The sequence below is a fragment of the Aquitalea sp. FJL05 genome (assembly GCF_003852595.1).
Taxonomy (GTDB): domain Bacteria; phylum Pseudomonadota; class Gammaproteobacteria; order Burkholderiales; family Chromobacteriaceae; genus Aquitalea; species Aquitalea aquatilis.
Map to the genome: position 1 here is coordinate 286,925 of NZ_QAJS01000001.1, position 22,045 is coordinate 308,969.

25 protein-coding genes are annotated in these 22,045 nt (G+C 61.8%); 20 read left to right on the forward strand and 5 right to left on the reverse strand.

Going from position 1 to position 22,045, the window contains the following annotated elements; translation table 11 throughout:
* Positions 1–128 precede the first annotated feature (128 nt).
* The 8 genes from hpnC (at position 129) to DBR44_RS01320 (ending at position 6,816) form a co-directional block, all read left to right on the forward strand.
* A complete protein-coding gene (gene hpnC, locus DBR44_RS01285) occupies positions 129–941 on the forward strand; it encodes a squalene synthase HpnC (RefSeq protein WP_124641272.1) in 813 nt (270 codons plus the stop codon).
* A gap of 151 nt (positions 942–1,092) precedes the next feature.
* Complete coding sequence (gene hpnD, locus DBR44_RS01290) at positions 1,093–1,938, forward strand: presqualene diphosphate synthase HpnD (protein ID WP_124641274.1); 846 nt, start codon at positions 1,093–1,095, stop codon at positions 1,936–1,938.
* A gap of 7 nt (positions 1,939–1,945) precedes the next feature.
* The gene (gene hpnE / locus DBR44_RS01295) at positions 1,946–3,250 is read left to right on the forward strand and encodes a hydroxysqualene dehydroxylase HpnE (RefSeq protein WP_124641277.1); all 1,305 of its coding nucleotides are present in this window, start codon (positions 1,946–1,948) and stop codon (positions 3,248–3,250) included.
* 19 nt (positions 3,251–3,269) lie between these two features.
* Positions 3,270–4,028 carry an SDR family oxidoreductase gene (locus tag DBR44_RS01300; RefSeq protein ID WP_124641279.1) on the forward strand — a complete coding sequence of 253 codons (759 nt, stop codon included), beginning with the start codon at positions 3,270–3,272 and terminating at the stop codon, positions 4,026–4,028.
* A gap of 56 nt (positions 4,029–4,084) precedes the next feature.
* Complete coding sequence (locus tag DBR44_RS01305; RefSeq protein ID WP_124641280.1) at positions 4,085–4,690, forward strand: hypothetical protein; 606 nt, start codon at positions 4,085–4,087, stop codon at positions 4,688–4,690.
* 21 nt (positions 4,691–4,711) lie between these two features.
* A complete protein-coding gene (gene radA, locus DBR44_RS01310) occupies positions 4,712–6,076 on the forward strand; it encodes a DNA repair protein RadA (RefSeq protein WP_124641282.1) in 1,365 nt (454 codons plus the stop codon).
* A 3-nt stretch (positions 6,077–6,079) separates the two neighbouring features.
* Positions 6,080–6,640, forward strand: coding sequence for a sigma-70 family RNA polymerase sigma factor (locus tag DBR44_RS01315; protein ID WP_124641284.1), 561 nt, complete (start codon positions 6,080–6,082; stop codon positions 6,638–6,640).
* Positions 6,637–6,816: a zf-HC2 domain-containing protein gene (locus tag DBR44_RS01320; protein WP_124641286.1), complete on the forward strand. Its 180-nt coding sequence runs from the start codon at positions 6,637–6,639 to the stop codon at positions 6,814–6,816. Before DBR44_RS01315 ends, DBR44_RS01320 begins: the two co-directional genes overlap by 4 nt.
* Before the next feature lie 245 nt (positions 6,817–7,061).
* On the opposite strand, the gene DBR44_RS01325 is transcribed toward DBR44_RS01320, so the two are convergent.
* From DBR44_RS01325 to DBR44_RS01335, 3 genes are all read right to left on the reverse strand, one after another.
* Entirely contained in the window at positions 7,062–7,415 is a 354-nt protein-coding gene (locus DBR44_RS01325) for a DUF2325 domain-containing protein (RefSeq protein WP_124641288.1), read from the reverse strand.
* A gap of 94 nt (positions 7,416–7,509) precedes the next feature.
* Entirely contained in the window at positions 7,510–8,286 is a 777-nt protein-coding gene (locus DBR44_RS01330) for a hypothetical protein (protein WP_124641290.1), read from the reverse strand.
* Positions 8,286–9,968 carry an AarF/ABC1/UbiB kinase family protein gene (locus tag DBR44_RS01335; RefSeq protein ID WP_124641292.1) on the reverse strand — a complete coding sequence of 561 codons (1,683 nt, stop codon included), beginning with the start codon at positions 9,966–9,968 and terminating at the stop codon, positions 8,286–8,288. The genes DBR44_RS01330 and DBR44_RS01335 overlap by 1 nt, the downstream gene beginning before the upstream one ends.
* Before the next feature lie 60 nt (positions 9,969–10,028).
* Here DBR44_RS01335 and DBR44_RS01340 point away from each other — a divergent pair, with 60 nt between their 5' ends.
* From DBR44_RS01340 to nudB, 7 genes are all read left to right on the forward strand, one after another.
* Positions 10,029–10,817: a C40 family peptidase gene (locus tag DBR44_RS01340; protein WP_124641294.1), complete on the forward strand. Its 789-nt coding sequence runs from the start codon at positions 10,029–10,031 to the stop codon at positions 10,815–10,817.
* 69 nt (positions 10,818–10,886) lie between these two features.
* Positions 10,887–11,105 carry a hypothetical protein gene (locus DBR44_RS01345; RefSeq protein ID WP_193394293.1) on the forward strand — a complete coding sequence of 73 codons (219 nt, stop codon included), beginning with the start codon at positions 10,887–10,889 and terminating at the stop codon, positions 11,103–11,105.
* Between the two features lie 13 nt (positions 11,106–11,118).
* Positions 11,119–12,366: a lipoprotein-releasing ABC transporter permease subunit gene (locus DBR44_RS01350; protein ID WP_124641296.1), complete on the forward strand. Its 1,248-nt coding sequence runs from the start codon at positions 11,119–11,121 to the stop codon at positions 12,364–12,366.
* On the forward strand, positions 12,359–13,048 hold the full coding sequence (gene lolD / locus DBR44_RS01355; RefSeq protein ID WP_124641298.1) for a lipoprotein-releasing ABC transporter ATP-binding protein LolD: 690 nt from the start codon (positions 12,359–12,361) through the stop codon (positions 13,046–13,048). Before DBR44_RS01350 ends, lolD begins: the two co-directional genes overlap by 8 nt.
* A gap of 29 nt (positions 13,049–13,077) precedes the next feature.
* Complete coding sequence (locus DBR44_RS01360; RefSeq protein WP_233578267.1) at positions 13,078–14,385, forward strand: mechanosensitive ion channel family protein; 1,308 nt, start codon at positions 13,078–13,080, stop codon at positions 14,383–14,385.
* Positions 14,382–15,017 (forward strand): response regulator transcription factor, encoded by a 636-nt coding sequence (locus DBR44_RS01365; RefSeq protein WP_124641300.1) that lies wholly within the window; start codon positions 14,382–14,384, stop codon positions 15,015–15,017. The genes DBR44_RS01360 and DBR44_RS01365 overlap by 4 nt, the downstream gene beginning before the upstream one ends.
* Positions 15,007–15,453: a dihydroneopterin triphosphate diphosphatase gene (gene nudB, locus DBR44_RS01370; RefSeq protein ID WP_124641302.1), complete on the forward strand. Its 447-nt coding sequence runs from the start codon at positions 15,007–15,009 to the stop codon at positions 15,451–15,453. The genes DBR44_RS01365 and nudB overlap by 11 nt, the downstream gene beginning before the upstream one ends.
* A 13-nt stretch (positions 15,454–15,466) precedes the next feature.
* Here the strand turns inward: nudB and chrA are convergent, their stop codons facing one another.
* The gene (chrA, locus tag DBR44_RS01375; RefSeq protein ID WP_124641304.1) at positions 15,467–16,801 is read right to left on the reverse strand and encodes a chromate efflux transporter; all 1,335 of its coding nucleotides are present in this window, start codon (positions 16,799–16,801) and stop codon (positions 15,467–15,469) included.
* Between the two features lie 273 nt (positions 16,802–17,074).
* Here chrA and DBR44_RS01380 point away from each other — a divergent pair, with 273 nt between their 5' ends.
* Positions 17,075–17,677: a phosphatase PAP2 family protein gene (locus tag DBR44_RS01380; RefSeq protein ID WP_124641306.1), complete on the forward strand. Its 603-nt coding sequence runs from the start codon at positions 17,075–17,077 to the stop codon at positions 17,675–17,677.
* 69 nt (positions 17,678–17,746) lie between these two features.
* Here the strand turns inward: DBR44_RS01380 and DBR44_RS19995 are convergent, their stop codons facing one another.
* A complete protein-coding gene (locus DBR44_RS19995; protein WP_124641308.1) occupies positions 17,747–18,916 on the reverse strand; it encodes a sulfite exporter TauE/SafE family protein in 1,170 nt (389 codons plus the stop codon).
* 74 nt (positions 18,917–18,990) lie between these two features.
* Here DBR44_RS19995 and DBR44_RS01390 point away from each other — a divergent pair, with 74 nt between their 5' ends.
* From DBR44_RS01390 to DBR44_RS01405, 4 genes are all read left to right on the forward strand, one after another.
* A complete protein-coding gene (locus DBR44_RS01390; protein ID WP_124641310.1) occupies positions 18,991–19,284 on the forward strand; it encodes a metal/formaldehyde-sensitive transcriptional repressor in 294 nt (97 codons plus the stop codon).
* A gap of 199 nt (positions 19,285–19,483) precedes the next feature.
* Positions 19,484–20,230 carry an endonuclease/exonuclease/phosphatase family protein gene (locus DBR44_RS01395; protein WP_124641312.1) on the forward strand — a complete coding sequence of 249 codons (747 nt, stop codon included), beginning with the start codon at positions 19,484–19,486 and terminating at the stop codon, positions 20,228–20,230.
* A gap of 349 nt (positions 20,231–20,579) precedes the next feature.
* The gene (locus DBR44_RS01400; protein WP_124641313.1) at positions 20,580–21,317 is read left to right on the forward strand and encodes a methionine ABC transporter ATP-binding protein; all 738 of its coding nucleotides are present in this window, start codon (positions 20,580–20,582) and stop codon (positions 21,315–21,317) included.
* Positions 21,317–22,003: a methionine ABC transporter permease gene (locus tag DBR44_RS01405; RefSeq protein ID WP_124641315.1), complete on the forward strand. Its 687-nt coding sequence runs from the start codon at positions 21,317–21,319 to the stop codon at positions 22,001–22,003. Before DBR44_RS01400 ends, DBR44_RS01405 begins: the two co-directional genes overlap by 1 nt.
* The last annotated feature ends 42 nt before the right edge of the window (positions 22,004–22,045 follow it).

The following is a 22,045-nucleotide window of genomic DNA, read 5'->3' on the forward strand; positions in this document are numbered from 1 at the left end:
GTGTGTCGTTCACAGTGGGGCGCAGTATAGACAGGCTGCCGTTGGCTGTAAAGGGATCTGCGAAAAAAATTTTGCTGCGCGGCCTGCGCTATAATCGGCGGCTTAGCAATGACTGTGCGGGAATGCCGATGTCGGTTGGCCATTATGAAAACTTCCCGGTAGGTTCCATTTTGCTGCCCCGCCGCATGCGCCGGGCGGTGCATGCCATCTACCATTTTGCCCGCTATGCCGACGATGTTGCCGACGAGGGTGACAAGCAGCCGGAAGAACGGCTGCGCGAGCTGGCGCATCTGCAGGACGAGCTGGATGTCATCCGTGACGGTGGCATCCCGGCCATGCCGCTGATGCGTAATCTGGCTGCCGCCATCAGCAGCCATGCGCTGCCCATGCAGCCGTTTTACGATCTGCTGTCGGCCTTCAGCCAGGATGTGGTGAAAAAGCGTTACCAGAACTTTGCCGAAGTGGTGGACTATTGTCGCCGTTCGGCCAATCCGGTAGGGCGGCTGATGCTGGCCCTGTATGGTGAAAACGACCCGCGCAGCCAGGCCATGTCTGATGGCATCTGCACCGCGCTGCAACTGATCAATTTCCTGCAGGACGTGGCCATCGACTGGGACAAGGACCGCATCTATATCCCGCTGGATGATCTGCAGAAATTCCGTATCCGCGAATCGCAGATCGCCGGGCGCGATGCCACCGGCCTGTGGCGGCCGATGATGCTGGCGCAAATCGAGCGCACCCGTAAAATGCTGCAGGCCGGTGCGCCGCTGGGCAAGGTGCTCAAGGGGCGGCTGGGTCTGGAATTGCGGCTGGTCATCATGGGCGGCGAGCGTATTCTGAAAAAGCTGCACGACAGTGGCGGCGATGTGTTTCGCCAGCGCCCGGTGCTGACCTGGCGCGACTGGATTTATATGTTCTGGCGTGCGCTACGTGCCCGCTAAGCACGGCTAACAAAAAAACTGGTGCAGCGTTGCGCCGCCTGGCCCCTGGAGTGCCGCGCTATTTTGTTGGCTGCTCCAGCGACCGCTACAGACAATAACAACCATTCTTCGGGATGCTCCGGCAGGCCCGATGGCAGATGAGGAGAGGCGAGTGACGCCGCAGCAGTATTGTCAGGACAAGGCCGCCAGCAGCGGCTCCAGCTTTTACACCAGTTTCCGCTTTTTGCCGGCAGATCGTCGCGATGCCATTACCGCGCTGTATGCCTTTTGCCGCGAAGTGGACGATGTGGTGGACGAGTGCCACGACGAGGGCGTGGCCCGTGCCAAGCTGGCCTGGTGGCGTGGCGAGGTGACCAAGCTCTACCACGGCCAGCCTGAGCATCCGGTGATGCAGGCGCTCAAGCCGCATGTGACCGCGCTCGACCTGCCGCAGAACCTGCTGGAAGAAATTGTCGACGGCATGCAGATGGACCTGGACTTCGCCCGTTACGAGCGCTTTCAGGATTTGCTGCTGTACTGCCACCGGGTGGCCGGCGTGGTGGGCCAGCTGGCCGCGCAGATTTTCGGCTATCAGGACCGGCAGACACTGAAATACGCCCACGAACTGGGCATCGCCTTTCAGCTGACCAATATCATCCGCGATGTGGGTGAGGACGTGCGCCGTGGTCGCATCTACCTGCCGGTAGAAGAACTGCAGCGCTTCAATGTGCCGGCCAGTGATCTGAGCAGTTATCAGGAAACCCCGGAATTCGCCGCGCTGATGAGCTTCCAGATCGAGCGTGCCCGTGAATACTACCGCCGCGCCTGGGATTTGCTGCCGGCAGTGGACCGCAAAAGCCAGCGTCCCGGCTTGCTGATGGCCGCCATTTACCGCGCCACGCTGGAGGAAATCCAGCTGGACGGTCCGGCCAAGGTGCTCAACCAGCGCCTGTCGCTGACGCCGCTGCGCAAGCTGTGGCTGGCCTGGCGCACCTGGGTGCTGGGTTACCAGGCCTGATCCTGACATGGCTGCCATTCCACGTATTGCCATCATCGGGGCCGGCTGGGCCGGCCTGGCGGCGGCCGTTGAGTTGGCTGGCCACGCCGAGCTGACGCTGTTTGAAGCCGGGCGCGAGCCGGGCGGGCGGGCACGCCGCATCAGTGCCAGCGACAGCCAGCTGGATAACGGCCAGCATATTCTGATCGGTGGCTATCACCAGTGTCTGCGGCTGATGCGCAAAGTGGGTGTCGACCCCGAACAGGCCATGCAGCGCCTGCCCTTGAGCTGGCATCGCCAGGATGGCATACGCATGCAATGCCCACGCTGGCCGGCCCCGCTGCATGTGCTGGCTGGCCTGCTGTCGGCCAAGGGCTTGGGCTGGCAGGACAAGTGGCGCTTGGCCCGCGCCTTGCAAAGCCTGCAGCGTCAGGGCTGGCGGCTGGCCGAAGACTGTACGGTCAAGCGCTGGTTGCAGCAGCAAACCCAGTCGGACTGGCTGGTGGAGCAATTCTGGCGGCCCATGGTGCTGTCGGCGCTCAATACGCCGCTGGAGCAGGCCTCGATGCAGATTCTGGCGACCACGCTGCGCGACAGCCTGGGTGGCCGTCGTGCCGACAGCGACCTGTTGCTGCCCAGGCAGGACCTGTCGGCACTGTTTCCCACCCCGGCCTTGCGCTGGCTCAGCGAGCAGGGCGTGCAGTGGCGCGGCGGCGTGCGGGTGGAGCAGCTGCAAGCCGCCTCACATGGCGTGCTGGTGGATGGTCAGCCTTTCGACGCGGCCATCGTGGCGCTGGCGCCTTATCACGCCGCCGCCCTGTTGCAGGAGCCGGTTTTGCAGGCGCAGGTCAAGGCTTTCCAGTACTGGCCGATATATACCGCATACCTGCGCTACGATGCCGACATCGCCATGCCCTTGCCGATGATGGGCTTGCAGGGCGGCACACTGGACTGGCTGTTCGACCGCCAGGCGCTGTCTGGTGAGCGTGGCTTGCTGGCTGCTGTCATCAGCGCACCGCTGCTGGCGGTACAGGCGCTGAGTCGCGAAGCGCTGCTGCGCAAGGTGGAAACCGATATCGGTGAGCTGCTGCCGGCCTTGAACGGCCTGCAGCCGACCGCCGCGCAGCTGATCGTGGAAAAGCGCGCCACCTTTGCCTCAACCGTGGGACTGACAAGACCACACTGCCGTAGCAGGGTACAATCGGTTTTTCTGGCGGGGGACTGGCTGTGCCCGGACTACCCCGCCACGCTGGAAGGGGCGGTGCAAAGCGGTGTGACTGCCGCCCGCCAGCTATTACAGGATTTGCCATCATCACGGGTCGCCGCCGGGTGACTCACAGCAGAAAATCAATATGAACCAAACATTTGCCAAAGATTGTCTGGCTGGCCGCGTCATTCTGGTGACGGGTGCTACGCAAGGGGTAGGTCGGGAAGCTGCGCTGACGTTTGCCGCGCACGGTGCGTCGGTGGTATTGCTGGCGCGCAGCGTCAAGGGGCTGGAAAAGGTCTACGATGAAATCGTGGCCGCCGGTGGCAAAGAGCCTGCTGCCATTCCGCTGGATCTGCTGACGGCGACCGACGAGCAATTGAGCAACGCCGCTTTCCAGATCAAGCGCGAACTGGGCCAGCTGGATGGCATCGTGCATTGCGCCTCGCATTTTTATGCCTTGTCGCCGCTGTCCAACCAGGGCATAGACGAGTGGATGAACCAGTACCGCATCAATACCGTGGCACCGTTTGCGCTGACCCGCGCCTGCCTGCCACTGTTGAAGGAGTCGGCCGACGCCTCGGTATTGTTCATGGGTGAAACCCATTCGCTGCACCCGGCGGCTTACTGGGGCGGCTTCGGCGCGTCCAAGGCTGGCCTCAACTACCTGACCCGCGTGGCGGCTGACGAGTGGGAGGTGTATCCGAACCTGCGCGTCAACCAGCTGATTCCGGGTCCGGTGAATTCGCCGCAACGCAATCGCACCCATCCGGGCGAAGCCAAGAGCGAGCGGGCTGATCTGGCCACGCTGATGCCCTATCTGCTGCACTGGATGAGTGATGCCAGCAAGGGGCAGAGCGGCGAAATCGTCGAACTGGACCTGCGCAGTCAAAAGGGCGAGTAAGCGGCACAGGGCCGGTCAGCACGCGGTGGCCGGCAGATGGTCTATGGGGGGAGAGCATGAAGAGTCTGTGGATCTGGCCCTTGCTGGTGCTGCTGGCCGGCTGCAACTGGGTCAATAATGTGTCCGGCCTGTCCAAGGAGGCACACAAGGCGCTGGGCGCTGCCTGCCGCCAGACCGGCCGCTCGCTGGAAGAGTGCTTCAAGCGCAACCCGGAGGCCGACACTGCGGCTATTTACGCCGGCTGGCGCGAAATGAACGAGTACATGTCCAAGAACAAGCTGGACACTATGGAGCCGCCAGCCAGTGACAGCCCCAAGCCACACGGTGACACGGCGTCCGCCGCCAAGGATGGTGCTGCCGCACCAGCCGCCACCCCGGCAGAGGGCAAGTCCTCCAGTGCGGCACCCAGCCCGGCAGCGCCGCCGCCACTGAGCAGTGAGGAGGCCGACAAGGCCGCCAAGAGCGATCCGCAGGTGGCGGCCGTACTGGCCGCCATTCGTCATAATGGTGGGGCTGAGAAAGCCAAGGCCAAGGCGGGCAGCAGTAGCGGTGAACCAGACCAGAAGCGCCTGCTCAACATCATCCAGCAACTCAATGGCAACAAACCTGCCGACAACGGCCAGCCCCCGGCCGACAATGCCAATAACGCCAATCCCGGTTGAATCCTTCCTGCGCTTTTCCTGATGGCAAAAACCAAAACTGTTTTCAGCTGCACCGAGTGCGGCGGCCAAGTGCCGAAATGGCAGGGCCAGTGTCCCCATTGTTCTGCCTGGAACACCCTGGTAGAAGCTGTTTCCACCCCGGCAGCCAGTAACCCGCGTTTCCAGTCCTGGTCCACCACCAATGCCCGGGTGCAGGTGCTGTCCGAGGTCAAGACCGAAGAAGTCCCGCGCGACCCCTCCGGCATCGACGAGCTGGACCGCGTGCTGGGTGGCGGCATCGTGCGCGGTGCGGTCATCCTGATCGGCGGCGACCCCGGCATCGGCAAATCCACCCTGCTGTTGCAAGCGCTGGCCGTCATCGGCAAGCGGCGCAAGGTACTGTATGTGTCGGGCGAGGAATCGCCACAGCAAATCGCCCTGCGTGCCTCGCGGCTGGCGGTTGACCCCAGCCAGGTCAACTTGCTGGCGGAAATCCGCCTGGAAGCCATTCTGGAAACGCTCAAGCAAGAGCAGCCGGAAGTGGCGGTCATCGACTCCATCCAGACCCTGTATACCGAGCAGGTGACCTCGGCCCCCGGTTCGGTATCGCAGGTGCGTGAATGTGCCGCCCAGCTGACCCGCATGGCCAAGCAGACCGGCACCACCATCCTGCTGGTGGGCCATGTCACCAAGGAAGGTTCGCTGGCCGGCCCGCGCGTACTCGAACACATGGTGGACACCGTGCTGTATTTCGAGGGCGATGCGCACTCCAACTACCGCATGATCCGCGCCATCAAGAACCGCTTTGGCGCAGTCAATGAGCTGGGTGTGTTCGTGATGACCGAAAGCGGTCTCAAAGGCGTGTCCAACCCCTCGGCCATCTTTTTGTCTTCCTATCGGGATGATGTGGCCGGCTCCTGCGTGCTGGTCACACAAGAGGGCAGCCGCCCGCTGCTGGTGGAAATCCAGGCACTGGTGGATGATTGCCATGGCATGCAGCCCAAGCGACTGGCCGTGGGTCTGGAGCAAAACCGGCTGGCCATGCTGCTGGCGGTGCTGCACCGCCACGGTGGCGTGGCCTGCTTTGATCAGGACGTGTTTCTCAATGCGGTGGGCGGGGTCAAGATCAGCGAACCGGCAGCCGACCTGGCCGTGATTCTGGCCATGGTGTCGTCCTTGCGTAACAAGCCCTTGCCGGAAAAGCTGGTGGTGTTTGGCGAGGTGGGGCTGGCCGGCGAAGTGCGCCCGGTGTCACGCGGGCAGGAGCGGCTGAAAGAAGCCGCCAAACTGGGCTTCAGCCGCGCCATCGTGCCCACGGCCAACAAGCCGCGCCAACCCATCGAAGGGCTGGAAGTGATTACCGTGGACCGGCTGGAACATGCCGTCGATTACTGTCGTGGAGACTGAGCCATGATTGCCCATGCCGACCTGGAAGCCGAACTGGCCTATCTGCAGCGCTATGCCTTGGCGCAGCTGCGCGATCGCGACGCTGCCAATGAAATCGTGCAGGAAACCGTGCTGGCGGCGCTGGAGTCGGGGGACAGTTTCAATGGCAAGTCCAGTCTGCGCACCTGGCTCACTTCCATCCTGCGCTTCAAGCTGATCGACCGGCTACGGCGCAAGGGCAAGGAGGTGTTGTTCGAATCGCTGGAGGATGAAACCGACGACAGCGACTTTGACGGCCTGTTCAGCAAGAATGGCCACTGGCAGGACAAGATCAAGGCCTGGAGCGGGCCGGAAGAGTCGCTGATGTCGCGCCAGTTCTGGGAAGTGTTCGAGCGCTGTTCCGAGGTGATGCCCCGGCGCACGGCCATGGCTTTTGTCATGCGCGAGGTGATGGGGCTGGAAATTGCCGAAATCTGTAACAATCTGGACGTGACGGCGACTAACTGTTCAGTGCTGCTGTATCGCGCCCGCATGAGCTTGCGCGAGTGTTTTGAAATTCGCTGGACCGGGGAGGCCCACGCATGAAAATCAGTTGCCGGCAGGCCAGCCGCCTGATATCGCAGGGAATGGACCAGCCCTTGAACCAATGGCAATACGTGCGCTTGCGGGTGCATTTGTGGATGTGCGGCAACTGCCGCCAGTTTTCCCATCAGCTGCAGTTGTTGCAGCAAGCCGCTCGCAAGGCAGGCCGCGGAGAGTAAGGCTGTAAGGTGGAAAGAGCAAAGCCGGGTCAATGCCCGGCTTTCAGATTATTGACAAACCCCTCTCGCTTTTCGAAAGGAAAGCGAGGCTCCCTTGCAGGGCAAGGGCGGGGGGATGGGGAGTAAATTGGAAGGCTGCGGAATCAATCACTTAGTCGAGAGGCCCGGCTTTGCCGGGTCCAGTGAAATCGCACCAGTTTACTTTGTCAGCAGCCTGAAAGCCGGGTCAATGCCCGGCTTTTTGCTTAATGGCGTTTCTTGTTGCTGCTGGCAGGCTGACAGCGCTGCGGACAGCTGCCGCACTGCTTGCTGGAGAGGCCGGCGCAGTCCAGCGACTGTTTCAGGGCACAGACCGAGCGGCGGCAGGCGATGAAGCGAACTTGTTCTTCTGCAGCCAGTGCGCGGAAATGGCGCATCACATTGTGGCCGAGAAAATCGGTAAACAGGATGAGCAGATCGGTGCCGGCCGGCAGGCGGTCGCTCTTGCGCTGGTGTGAACTGTTGCGCCCGTTCAGGTGGCGGTGAATGGTGATGCCGAACTCTTGCAGCACCTCGGGAATATTGCCCAGCGTATCCGCGCCTACCAGCATTGCATTCATGACAGCTCCTGAGTGATATGTTTTGCAAATGATAATCATTATTATTTACAAAGACAAGTGCCATCTGGAGTGATTGTTATCTGGTGGCAAAACGCTAAGGCAAGGCCTGCACGCGGATGCGCACGGATTGCTGGCCGCTTAGCAACTGCCGGCCCGTGCCAATCAGCAAGCTGCTGCGGCCTTGCTCGTCGCGGCCTATGCTGCCCACTTCTATCCACTCACCCAGCCGCCCGGCCACCGTGGTGGAAAGCTGGCTGCCCTTGAGTTGGTTGCCGGCAAAGGCCTGCTGGCTGACTGCCAGTTCGATGAGCACCCGCTCACCCTGCAGGTGGGGGAGGGCGTAAAAGCCACTGACGGCCTCTTGCCAGCTGCTGCCGCGCACGATATTGCCTTGCGGCGTCAGCAACAGCCAGGGCAGCGGGCGGCTGTTGGCGGTCTGGATGAAACCGCTGCGGCCATCCAGCAAGGTAAGGCTTTGCAGGCTTTGGCCGGATTGGCTGCGGCTGTCCTGCTGCGCGGACAAGGCGACGCCATTACCCGCACTGCCGGGCAGGATGCGACCGATGCTGATATTGCCTTGCAGCTGTACGCCGGACTGGCTCTGTACACTGCTGCCGGACTGGCTCACTTCCAGCCGCAGGCTGACCGGGCGCACATCCAGCTGGCGTGCCAGCTCTGCCAGGCGGGCTTCCCGTTCAGGGCTGGCGTCAATGATCAGCTTGTTGTCCAGTGCGCTGAGCCGTTCATCCGGCAGCAGTTGCGCTTGCAGGGCGCTTTGCAGCTCGCTGGCTTGCCGCCAGCCCAGCTCGACAATCTGCAGCGCCAGTGCCGGTGTGCTGAGCAGCAGGGTGAGCAGTATGAACCGGCGCATTACAGCTCCTTGCCTGAGCGCCAGATCGACCAGATCAGCCATACGCTGTTGAACAGGGCGATCATGAAGCCGATGAAGCCGAAGAAGGGCAGGCCGAACAGCTTGGGCCCGGCGTTGACCGTCATCACGATGGAGGAGCCGATGATCAGGCAGCCGGTGACGATGGCCATGGTCAGACGATTGGTACTGCGGTCCAGCTGTTTGCCGAAGCTGTCCAGCCGTTGCAGGTCCAGATTGATGCGGAACTTGCCCTGACGGATGTCCTTGGACAGGCGCAGGATGTCACGGGGCAGGCCGGTCAGCATGCCCAGCGTTTCCTGCAGTGTCAGCTTGCCGCGCTTGAGCAGGGTTTTCGGGTGGTAGCGCGCCAGCATCAGTTCGCGCACAAAGGGGGTGATATGCTCCACCAGCTGGAAATCCGGATCGAGCTGGCGGCCCAGCCCTTCCAGCGTGATCAGCGCCTTGAACAGCATGGCCATGTCTGGCGGCAGCAAAATGCCGTGGTCGCGGATCAGCGCCATGATGTCGGTGATCAGCTGGCTGATGTTGAGGTCTTTCAGCGGCACGTGTTCGTACTGGAACATGAACTCGCTGATGTCGTAGGCAAATTTCTGCTCGTCCACCGGGGTGTTGCCGGTCCACTCCACCAGCACGTCCATCATGGCGTGCTCGTTGCGCTCGGCCAGTGCCGCCAGCAGGTCGACGATTTCGTCGCGCCGGCCATGGCTGATGCGCCCCACCATGCCGAAATCGATAAAGGCAATGCGGTGTTCCGGCAGGAAAAATACATTGCCGGGGTGCGGGTCGGCATGGAAAAAGCCGTTGAGCAGAATCATCTTCAGCACGGCATCTGCGCCACGGCTGGCCAGCTCCACCGGGTTCAGCCCGCTGTCGGCCAGCTGGTCCAGCCGGCTGGCCGGTACGCCATCAATGTGCTGCTGCACATTCACCGCCGGATTGGTGTAGTCCCAGTACACGTGCGGCACCACCACCTGGGCGTCATCGGCAAAGTCACGGGCGAAGCGTTCCATATTGCGCGCCTCGACTGCCAGATCCATCTCGCGCTTGAGCGAGCGGGAAAACTGGGCGACGATTTCCACCGGCTGGAAGCGCCGCGCATCGGGGAATTCCATTTCGATCAGCGTGGCCAGATGCGCCAGGATGCGCAGGTCGGCATCCACCTTTTCAACGATGCCGGGGCGGCGCAGCTTGACGGCCACATGGCTGCCATCATGCAGGGTGGCGAAATGCACCTGGGCGATGGAGGCCGAACCGATGGGCTTTTCATCAAAGCTGGCAAACAGCTCTTCCGGCGGTTTGCCCAGGGCCTTGATCACCAGTAGACGGACCGAGGCCGGGTCCACCGGGGGCACCGTGGACTGCAGTTTTTCGAATTCGGCAATCCACTCGGCGGGGAATACATCCACCCGCGTCGACAGGATTTGCCCCAGCTTGATGAAGGTGGGGCCTAGCTCTTCGAAGGCCAGCCGCACCCTGACCGGAGTGGGCAGGCCCGCGTCGGCATCGGGCAGGTGCAGGTTCAGCCATTCGCCGGCTTTTTCCATGGCGCGCGGCAGGCGCAGGCGCTGGGCGAACTCTCCCAGGCCGTGGCGGATGAGGATGCCGCTGATTTCCTTCAGGCGCGGAAGGTCGCGCATTGCAACAAGAGTTTCTCTGAGCATGGGCTGATTGGTGTCCAAGTTGGCTTTACACTCCCGTCCCTGTCCGATAGAGTGCGGCCTATGAAATTGCAACTCCGATTACTCGCCGTGATGCTTGCTGGCGTCATGGTTTTTGCCCAGGCCGCACCGGAAAAAAATGTGCAGGATGCACGGCCCAAGGTCGAGGCCTCGGAAGACCCCATTGCCAAGTATGCCTCGCCTGGCGAGGATGCTGTAGGGGATTTGCTGCTGCAGGCCATGAGCCTGCTGGGCGTGGCCTACCGTTTTGGTGGCAATTCGCCGGTCAGTGGTCTGGATTGCAGCGGTTTTGTCCGTTATGTATTCCAGAAATCCCTCAAGGTCAATTTGCCTCGTACCTCGGCCGAGATGGCGCATATCGGCAAGGCCGTCGATAAAAGTGAACTGGTCGCCGGCGATCTGGTCTTCTTCAATACCCGCGGTTTTGCCTATTCCCATGTTGGCATGTATATGGGCAACGGCAAGTTCATCCATGCGCCGCGTACCGGGCGCAATGTCGAAGTGGTGAACCTGAACCAGAGCTACTGGCAAAGCCGCTGGAATGGCGCGCGCCGCATCAACCGCAACAATGCCAATGTGCAGGCCGCGGATGAATTGCCGGGTGCCGCCGACAGTGTCGCCGCCAAGTCGCGTGACAACAGTGCAGCGGCAGCGCCCAAGGTAAAATGTCGCAAAGGCAAGAAGTGCAAGGCTGTCGCCGAAGCGCCCGCCAGCAAGAAAAAGGGCGGCAAGGCCGAGAAAGCCAGCAAGGGCGGCAAGTCGGCGCGCAGTGACAAGCCCGCCCGTGCCGGCAAGTCTGGCCACGGCAAGAAGAAAAAGGTCGCCGGCTGAACCGCTGGCGGCTGACCATCATCACGATGCCCGCTTTGGCGGGCATTGCGTTTTCAGGATTAGCCAGGCATGGCCATGAATATTGACATTCCGGTATGGAAAGACCCGCAAGGCGGCATTGTCGCCTGCGTGGAAAAAATCAAGGTAATGAACGAAAACCTGGAGGAATTGCAGCAGATGGCGCAAGACGCGCTGGAAGATGCCATTCTGATGGGCTGTGACGAACAGCAGGTCAAGGATTTCCTGGTGCGGCTGATGCAAAGCCTGCACAACCCCTACCAGCCCTGAAAGGCAGACCGGCATGCAATGGCCTTTTGAAGTCCTGATCGGGCTGCGTTATCTGCGCGCCAAACGGCGCAATGGTTTTATCTCCTTTATTTCCCTGATTTCCATTGTCGGCATCGCCTTGGGCGTGGCGGCGCTGATCATCGTGCTGTCGGTGATGAACGGTTTCCAGAAGGAAATCCGTGGCCGCATCCTCAGCGTGGCATCGCATGTGGAAATCTCCGCCTATGACGGGCGTCTGCCGCAGTGGCAAAGCGTGGCCAAGGTGGCCGAGCGCGATGCCCACGTTGTGGCCGCCGCCCCCTTCGTGAATGGCCAGGGCCTGTTTTCCGCCTATGGCAATGTGCGCGGCGGTCTGGTGCGCGGCATCGAGCCAGTACTGGAAGACAAGGTGGTGGACGTGGGCCAGCACATGCTGCAAGGCAAGCTGGAGGCCCTGAAGCCCGGCCAGTTCGGCATCGTGCTGGGCGTGGAGCTGGCGCGCCAGCTCAGTGTCGGCATGGGCGACAAGGTTACGCTGTTCACGCCGCAGGGCACGGTGACGCCGGCGGGGATGATTCCGCGCTACAAGCAGTTCACCGTCATCGGCATCTTCAAGGTGGACATGTTCGAATACGACGCCTCGCTGGCGATGATCCATCTGCAGGATGCCCAGGTGTTGTCGCGCCTTGGCGATACCGTCAGCGGCGTGCGGTTGAAACTGGACGACCCGATGCTGGCTCCGCTGGTGAAAGCCAATCTGCAGCAGGCGCTGGGCCAGCAGTCGCAAGTGACCGACTGGACCGATACCAATGCCAATTACTTCCGTGCGGTGCAGATTGAAAAACGCATGATGACCATCATCCTCACGCTGATCGTGGCGGTGGCGGCTTTCAATCTGGTGTCCACGCTGGTGATGGTGGTGACCGACAAGCAGGCCGACATCGCTATCCTGCGTACGCTGGGCGCAGCACCGTCCAGCATCATGAAGATTTTCATGATTCAGGGTTCGGTGGCTGGCATCAGCGGCACGCTGGCCGGGGTGGCCGGTGGGGTGCTGGTGGCGCTGAATCTGGACGTGATCGTGCCGCTGATCGAAAAAGTGCTGGGGACCAAGCTGCTGTCCAGCGAGGTGTATATGATCGACTACCTGCCATCCGACGTGCAGCTGGGCGACGTGAGCACCATTACCGTGATTGCCCTGCTGCTGGCCTTGCTGGCCACCATTTATCCCAGCTGGCGCGCAGCGCGCACCCAGCCGGCGGAGGCGCTGCGCTATGAGTAATGTGCTGAACTGCCGCAACCTGGGAAAAACCTATAGCGAAGGCCGGCTCAACCTGACCGTGCTGTCCGATGTGACGCTGCGGGTGGACAAGGGCGAGCGGCTGGCGATTGTGGGAGCTTCCGGCTCGGGCAAAAGTACGCTGTTGCACCTGCTGGGCGGGTTGGATACGCCGACACAGGGCGTGGTGGAAGTGCTGGGACGCGATCTGGCCAGCCTGTCCGAGGCTGAGCGTGGCGTGCTGCGCAACCAGTCGCTGGGCTTTGTTTACCAGTTCCATCATCTGCTGCCGGAATTCACCGCGCTGGAAAACGTGATGATGCCCTTGCTGATTCGCCGCCTGCCGCGCAAGGAGGCCGCCGAACAGGCGGCTGCCATGCTGGAGCGGGTGGGGCTGTCGCAACGCTTGCAGCACAAGCCGGGTGAGTTGTCCGGTGGCGAGCGGCAGCGTGCGGCCATTGCCCGCGCGCTGGTGACGCAGCCGGCCTGTCTGCTGGCCGACGAGCCGACCGGCAATCTGGATTACCAGACCGCGCGCCAGGTGTTCGACCTGATGCTGGAGCTGAACGAGGGCCTGGGCACCAGCCTGATCATCGTCACGCATGATCTGGAGCTGGCCGGACGGGCGCAACGCATATTGCGGCTGGTGGAAGGTCGTGTGCAGGATGCGGCGGCTGGCCAGTAAGGTCATGGCGTGCTGCCAAGGAGAATCAGGTGCTGCTAGTTCGTGAAGAAATGAATTTTGACACGGTGGTGACCGCTGCCCAGACCGGCACTGGTCTGAGCCAGTTGCTGCTGGCTGTGCTGTGCCTGCTGCTGGGGACCTTTGCCGCACGGCAGGTGTTCCGCCGCTGGTTTCAGCACCACCCGGAGCGCTACGAGCGTTTCGTCAGCTACACCGCCTTCCGGCTGGTGTTGCCCAGTGTGGCATTGGTCAGCATGCTGCTGTGCATTGTCGGCTGGAATCTGCTGACGCATAGCCGGCCGCACTTGCTGCCGCTGTTTACCGCCATGCTGTTCTGGCTGGGGGTGATCCGGCTGTTTTCCTCGGTGATGCGCCAGGCCCTGCCCAAGGGCAAGTTCGAACGCCATTCCGAACACTTCATCGCCACCGTGCTGTGGCTGGGTTTTGTCAGCTGGGCCATCGGCTTTGATGATGTGATGCTGGACTGGCTGCAATCGGTGTCCTTTACCGTGGGCAAGACCCATCTGGACCTGCTGACCATCCTCAACGCCATGCTGTGGGTGTCCATCATCGTGGTGGTGGCCTTGTGGGTCAGCCGGGTGATCGAGGCGCGGGTGATGGGGCTCAAGCACATGGACCTGTCGCTGCGCATCGTGTTTTCCAAGATGGCGCGCACCCTGCTCATCGTGGTGGCGGTGCTGATTGCCCTGCCGGTGGTAGGCATCGATCTGACCGTGCTGTCGGTATTCGGTGGTGCGCTGGGTGTGGGGCTGGGTTTTGGTCTGCAAAAGATCGCCAGCAATTATGTCTCTGGCTTCATCATCCTGCTGGATCGCTCCATCCGCATCGGCGACCGGCTGATGGTGGATAACCGTGTTGGCTACGTCACCCGGATCACCTCGCGCTATGTGGTGCTGAAAAGCGCCGACGGCTCCGAGGCACTGGTGCCGAACGACGCGCTGATTTCCAATACCGTGATCAACCAGTCCTATTCGGACAAGGCGATGTGGATCAGCCTGCCCATTCAGGTGGATTACGCTACCGATCTGGATCAGGCGCTGGCCGTGTTGCGCGAATCCGCCGTACACCCGCGGGTGCCGACCGATCCCGCGCCGGCCGCTTTTGTCACGGCATTTGCCGATAGCGGTATCAATCTGGAGCTGGGCATCTGGGTGAAAGACCCGGAAAACGGCTTCATGGGGCTGAAGTCGGAAATCTATCTGGCCATCTGGCGGCGCTTCAAGGAACTGGGCATCGAGATTCCTTACCCGCAGCGGGATGTGCGTATTGTCAGCGATGTGGCCGTGGCGCTGCCCGGCCGGGGAGAGCAGGCATGAGCGGCAAGCGACTGGCGATTGTGGATGACGATGCCGCCGTGCGGCAGGCCTTGATCTGGTTGCTGGATGGCCAGGGTTATCAGGTCAGCGGCTTTGACAGCGCCGAGGAGTTCCTGGCGAGCGGGCCGGATACCGGCTTCAACGGCCTGATTGTCGATCTGCGCATGTCCGGCATGTCCGGCATCATGCTGCTGGAGCGGCTGGCCGACTGGGCTTATTGCCCGCCCGCCATCATGCTGACAGCGCATGGCGATGTGCCGCATGCGGTGGCGGCCATCAAGCTGGGCGCGCTGGATTTCATGGAAAAGCCCTTTGATGACGAAGTGCTGCTGGCGCGGGTGGAAAAGATGCTGCGCCAGGACGAGGCCAACCGTGCCGTGCATGGCCGTCGCCAGCGTGTCAGTACGCTGCTGGCCTCACTCACCGAGCGTGAAAAGGAAGTCATGCAGCTGATCTTGCTGGGCAAGCTCAACAAGCAGATTGCCGAGGAGCTCTCCATCAGCATGAAAACCGTGGAAGTGCACCGCTCGCGGGTATTCGAGAAAATGGGCGTCAAGTCGGCAGTGGAGCTGGCCGGCCTGCTGGCGGCCAGCCAGTCCGAGCATGGCGGGAGTCGCAGCGATGGGCACTAAGCAGCCAGTATCGGTGCTGGTGGTGATTCACACTGCAGATGGCCAGGTATTGCTGATCGAGCGTGCCGACAAGGCCGGCTACTGGCAATCGGTCACCGGCAGCCGCGAGGGCGAGGAAAGCCTGCTGCAAACCGCCTGCCGCGAACTGCTGGAAGAAACCGGCCTGGTGGCCGCCGCGCATCAGCTGACAGATTGGCAGCTGCACAACCGTTACGAAATCTACCCGCACTGGCGTCACCGTTATCCTGCCGGGGTCACGCATAACGACGAGTATGTGTTTGGCCTGCAACTGGTGCATGCGCAGGAGGTGCAACTGGCTCCGGGCGAACACACCGCCCAGCAATGGCTGCCCTGGCAGCAGGCAGCCGAGCTGGTGTTTTCCCCCTCCAATGCCGCAGCCATCCGCCTGCTGCCGTCCCGCCTTGGCCTCGAATAGGCTTAGACGCTGTTCATAGGCTGAGCAGCCAGCCGCTGAGTGCGGCGGCTGCCAGCACCCGAATCACCCCCACCTTGTAGCGCAACAGCGCCACACCCGCCGCCAGGGCAATCAGCACGGCCACCCAGTCTGGCCCGGCCTGCCAGCCCTGTGGCCATAGAGCATGCCAGCCAAAGAACAGCGCCAGATTGGCAATCACCCCCACCACTGCCGCGGTGATGGCGGTCAGCGGCGCGGTGAGCGACAGCGTGCCGTGAGTACGCTCGATCAGCGGCCCGCCAGCCAGAATGAACAGAAAAGACGGCAAGAAGGTAAACCAGGTCACCAGGCAGGCGGCCATGATGCCAGCCAGCCAGGGCGCGCAGTCGCTCACATGCTGATAGCCGCCGACAAAGCCGACAAATGTCACCACCATGATCAGCGGCCCGGGTGTGCTTTCGCCCAGCGCCAGTCCGTCCATCATCTGGCCGGCACTCAGCCAGCCGTAGTGGCTGACCGCGCCCTGGTAGACATAGGGCAATACCGCATAGGCACCACCAAAAGTCAGCAAGGCTGCCTTGGTGAAAAACCAGCTCATCTGGGTAAATGGATGCTGCCAGCCATAGTGGCTGAGCAGTACGAGCAGTGGCACGGCCCATAACAGGCTGCCGGCCACCAACACCCGCAGCAGTCCGGACAGGCTGAAGCGGGCATGCGCCGGCGTGGGCGTGTCATCGTCGATCAGTGCCGGGCCGCTGGCGGTTGCAGGCTGGCCGTGGCCGCCCTTGCCGGTGGCAAACAGCGCCGGGTTGTGCCGTCCGGCCAGATAGCCGATGGCGGCGGCGGACAGCACGATCAGCGGAAACGGCAGGCCAAACAGCGCCAGTGCCACGAAGGAGGCCGCTGCCAGCGACCACAACAGCCGGTTTTTCAGCGCACGCTGGCCGATGCGTAGCGCGGCCTGCAGCACAATGGCGACAATGGCCGGCTTGATGCCGTAAAACAGCCCGGCTACCAGCGGTAGCTGGCCCAGCGCCAGATACAGCCAGGACAGGCCGATCAGGATGAATAGCGATGGCAGCACAAACAGGCCGCCAGCGATGATGCCACCCCAGCTGCGGTGCATCAGCCAGCCGATATAGGTAGCCAGCTGCTGCGCTTCCGGCCCCGGCAGCAGCATGCAGTAATTGAGCGCATGCAAGAAGCGCCGCTCCGAGATCCAGCGCCGTTTTTCCACCAGTTCCTGGTGTAGCAGGGCGATTTGCCCGGCGGGGCCGCCAAAGCTGATGAAACCCAGCTTGAGCCAGAAGACAAAAGCTTGGCGCAGGCTGACGGCGACGGGCGCTGCAGGGGCGGGTGTGGCGCGCATGATGGTTTCTTTATAACGAAACAAAAGAAAACGACTTTACAACAGAACGGAAAGTTTGAACATTTTTGCGGCAATGGGCTGCTGCCACTTGTTGCTGGCATGGCTGTGCCATGGTGACTTCAGGGCGGTACCGTCCCCTTGCCGCCCTGCTACCCGACGTGATCGGCCGTGGTGGATCTTGTCAGCGATGTATGCCCGATTGTCACAAAACACGCAAGGACAGCCCATGTCGTGCTGGTTACAATGCGGTTTTACTTTTGTTACCGACCCTACATGTTTGTACTGGAAAGCGTTAACCAGGCTCTGTTCCTGTCCATCAATGCCACGCCGGCGTCACCGCTGGCAGTCATCACCCTGGCCATTTTTCTGGCCAAATACCTGGTGCTGCTGATTCCGCTGCTGCTGCTGGGCATGTGGTTGTGGGGTGAGCAGCCACAGCGGGAAAGAGCGCTGAGAGTCTTGCTCAGCGTAGGCCTGGCCCTGCTGTGCAACCAGCTGATCGGCCTGCTGTGGGACCACCCACGCCCCTTTGCCATCGGGCTGGGCTACCGCTTTATCGATCATGCAGCCGACCCGTCCTTTCCCAGCGATCACACCACCATCTTTGCTACCACCGCCTATGCCTTCTGGCTGGCAGGCAAGGCTCGCCTCGGCCGCATGCTGCTGTTGCTGACTGTGCTTGTGGGCTGGTCGCGCATTTATCTGGGGGTGCACTGGCCGCTGGATATCCTGGGTGGCCTGCTGCTGCCCTTGCTGTATAGCCGGATGCTGGCACTGGCTTGGCCAGCCTGCGGGCCACGGCTGTTACAGTCCTTGAATGGGGTGTATCGCCTGCTGTTGGCCAAGCCGATTGCGCTGGGCTGGATCAAGGCCTGAGCCTCCATTGATGAGCAACAAACAAAAAAACGAGGCCCAGGCCTCGTTTTTTTGTTTCTGGCAGCCCGCTCAGGCGGCCAGTTGTCGCCAGCCTTGCACCATCATCACCAGTGCGATCAGCAGCATCAGCAGGCTGGACAGATAAGGCAGCCGCCGTGCCACGCCATCCAGACTACCCAGGCGCTGCCCCAGTTTCTGGGCGCCCCAGGCGGCAATGACCCCTACGCTGACCAGCGACAGTGCCAGCCCCAGGCTGAAGGACGCCACCATGGTCACGCCCAGCGCCACCCGTTTCAGTTGCAGGCACAGCAGCAGGATGGTGACCGAGGCGGGGCAGGGCATCAGCCCGCCAGTCAGGCCAAACAGCGCGATCTGCGCCGTGCTCACCGGCTTGCCGGCAAAGCGGCGGGCAATTTCATCGGCATGGGCTTTTTCATGCGCATCCTGATAAACGGCACTGGCGGCAGCTTGCGAATGGCGTTGCTGTGGGCGGCTCAGCGCTATTTGGCCACGGCTGCTTGCTGACAGGGCGGCTTGCGTACGATAGCGCTGGGTCGGCGGTGGGCCGAAGCGGACGGCAAACTGGTGGCCGTGGCCGCCGTGCTGCATGTCCAGCGTGACATCAAACTGGTGTGGTGCGGCCACCGGGCTGGCCCATTGCAAAATCTTGCCATGTGGCAGCAACTCATGGGTTTCGCTGTGGCCATCATCGCGGCGCAGCTGCAGCTGGTAACGCACGTCGGCCTGTGGTGGCTGCGGGCGCATGTGATTGTTATAGCAGTAGAGCTGCAGATGGGGCGGCTGCGTGGGGCTGATCAGCAGCTCCACCAGGCCATGGCCGGTGTTGATGATCTTGCCGCCGTGCGGTGCATGCTGCCAGGCGCGGGCAGCCAGATTGTCCTGCCGCGTGCGCCAGCACATCCAGCCGGCAATCAGCAGCACGATCAGGCCGGACAGCATCAGCAGCCAGGGCTCGGCCTGCTCCACCAGCAGCTGGTTGCCAAAATGCAGTGCCGCGGCGGCCAGCATCCACACCACCAGCGAATGCGACAGCGCCGCGCACAGGCCAAGCAATACTGCCTGGGGAATGCTGCCGCGGATGGCGATGATGAAAGACGCCATCAGCGTCTTGGAGTGGCCCGGCTCCAGACCATGCAGTGCACCCAGCAGGATGGCGGATGGTATGAACAACCATAGATTGGTCGAGCCTTGCTGTATCAGTTCGGAAAGAGGTGGCATGATGACGGGCTTCGTATTGGCAATTGCACGCAATATACTACCCCCTAGTATGTTTTGAGAAGGAAAATAGCAGCATGGGACATACCATCAAGGGTCAAAAACCTTTACTGGCAAGGGTCAGGCGCATCAAAGGCCAGGCCGCGGCCATTGAGCGCGCACTGGAAGAAGGGCAGGAGTGCATGGCGGTGTTGCAGCAGATAGCGGCCATTCGCGGGGCGGTGAACGGACTGATGGCCGAGGTGCTGGAAGGCCATCTGCGTGAGCACCTGCTGTCACCAGAGCCAGCCACCGAGCAGCCGGAACCGCAGCCGGCCCGGCAGGAAGAGGTGGACCAGGTGATGCGGATTGTGCGTTCTTACCTGAAGTAAGCACTCAATTGTCTGTGTCCATGGCTGCGCTGACCCGCAAGTGCCAGGCCAATTGCCAGGCCAGCATCCTGATGCCGCCTGCCGCTTTGCATGGTGACTACCGCCTTGCCGGCCTGATGTGCACAGTTTCGGTTCTTTTTTCACTTCATCTGCGCAGGGGACTGGCGCTGCCCTGCCTGAGTGGGCTATGGATAGAGTCATGAAACCGCTCAATGTCACTACCTACAACATCCACAAGGGTATGTCGCCGCTCAACCGTCACCTGCGCGTGGAAGAAATTGCCCAGGCGCTGGAAACGCTGTCGCCCGACCTGCTGTTTTTGCAGGAAGTGCAAGGCAAGAACCTGCTGCGCGCCTTGCGCCATGAGGGTTGGCCCTTGCAGCCACAGCACCACTATCTGGCGCGCCGGCTGGACCACAAGGTGGCCTACGGGCTGAATGCGGCTTATGAGCATGGCCACCATGGCAATGCGCTGCTGTCGCGCTATCCCATCATCGAGTGGTGCAATCGTGATATATCGGTCAACCGTTTCGAAAGTCGTGGTGTGCTGCATTGCGTGATGCTGCCCAAGGGCTGGCAGCAGCCGGTGGTGGCGCTGTGTGCCCATCTCAACCTGCTGGCGCGCGACCGGCGCAAGCAATATGCCAATCTGGTGCATTACATCGGTGCTGCCATTGCGCCGGATGTGCCCATCATCCTGGCTGGCGACTTCAATGACTGGCAGGGGGAGGCCAGCCACTGCTTGCAGGAGGCCGGCCTGCAAGAGGTGTTTCTGCAAAAGAGCGGGCGCTATGCGCTGAGTTTCCCGGCGCGCATGCCAGTGCTGCCGCTGGATCGCATTTATGTGCGCGGCCTGCGGGTGGTGAGTGCCGAAGTGCAGCATGGCCGGCCCTGGTCACGGCTGTCCGACCACCTGCCGATCTGCGCCTCCCTGTTGCCGGCCTGAGCAGGGTGTCGGGGTGGTTTTCGCAATGGAATATCGGTGATTGCCGATTGATAAAACACTGCTTGATTCCTGAGTATTCTGGTGTAATAACGCTGTTTTTCTGCAAAAAACGTGCTTTCATAGCAGGAATGCTGCATTGCGCTTGACGCAATGTGAAAGTCCATGTTCAAATGCATCCAAACTTGATCGCCGATTTGACACAGCTTGCGGGCGTAAAACAGCTAAAGCGTGGGTAAGCAGACCCCGAGACAACTCCTTCTGCTTATATAATCTTTACCAAGCATTCAAAGATTCCATGCCCTAGCCCGCCGCAGTCATTGGCGGGCTTTCTGCATTCTGGAGTGTTTGAATGATTCATCTGCAAAATATCTGCAAGCGCTTTCGCCGGCCCGACGGCGGCTGGTTTGATGCTGTCTGCGATACTTCACTGTCGATTGGTGCTGGCGAAGTGTTTGGCCTGATCGGTTTTTCCGGTGCCGGCAAATCCACCCTGCTGCGACTGATCAATCTGCTGGAACGGCCTGATAGCGGTGCCGTGATCGTAGCCGGGCAGGACCTGACCGCGCTGGATGCCAAGGCACTGCGCCGGGCGCGCCAGCAACTGGGCATGGTGTTCCAGCAATTCAATTTGATGGCCAACCGCACGGTGGCCGGCAATATCGCTTTCCCGCTGGAAATTGCTGGCTGGAGTGCGGCAGACATCGCCAGCCGGGTCGCCGAGTGCCTGGAGATTGTCGGCCTGGCCGACCGGGCGCAGCACTATCCGGCGCAGCTCTCCGGCGGGCAGAAGCAGCGGGTGGGCATCGCCCGGGCACTGGCGCCGCGCCCCAAGGTGATTCTGGCGGACGAACCCACCTCGGCTCTCGACCCCAAGACCACCCAATCGATTCTGGACTGTCTGAAAGATATCAATCAGCGCTTTGGCGTGACGGTGGTGATCGTCACCCACGAAATGCACGTAGTGCGCTCCATCTGCCATCGCGCTGCCGTGCTGGATGCGGGCAGCGTGGTGGAGGTCGTGGAAGTTAACGGGGGGGAAGTGGATGCCCGTTCGGCGCTGGCGCGCTCGCTGCTGGAGGCCGCGTAATGGAAGAACTGACTTTTGCCGCAGCGCTGGCTGATCTGGCCAGCATGGCTCCGGAAATCTGGCAGGCCTGCCGCGAGACGGCCCTGATGCTGGCCGTGGGGCTGGCGGCCGCCATTGCCCTGGGTGGCCCGCTGGGCATCGTGCTGTATTTGTCGCAGCCGGGCCAGCTGTTTGCCAACCGCTGGGTCAATGGCCTGCTGGGCTGGACGGTGAACCTGGTGCGCTCCTTCCCCTTCATCATCCTGATGGTGTCGCTGGTACCGCTGACGCGCATGATCGTTGGCAGCACCATCGGCCCGGTGGCCGCCGCTGTGCCGCTATCGTTTGCCGCCATTCCCTATTTTGCCCGCCTGGTCGAGCAAACCCTGCGCGAAATTCCGCGCGGGGTGGTGGAGGCGGCCGAAGCCATGGGCGCCAGCCCCATGCAGATTATCGTCAAGGTGCTGCTGAACGAGGCGCGCTCCGGGCTGATTTCCAGTCTGACCATTCTCACCATCAGCTTTCTGAGCTATTCCGCCGTGGCTGGTGTGGTGGGTGGCGGCGGCATTGGCGATCTGGCCATCCGTTATGGTTATTACCGCTTCCAGACCGACGTGATGGTGGCCATGGTGCTGCTGCTGGTACTGATCGTGCAGATCATCCAGTTTGCCGGCAACCGGCTGGCCTCGCGGCTGGACAAGCGTTGAACTGATTGATTCCAGACCGGGCGGCATGGCCAGCCCGGCATT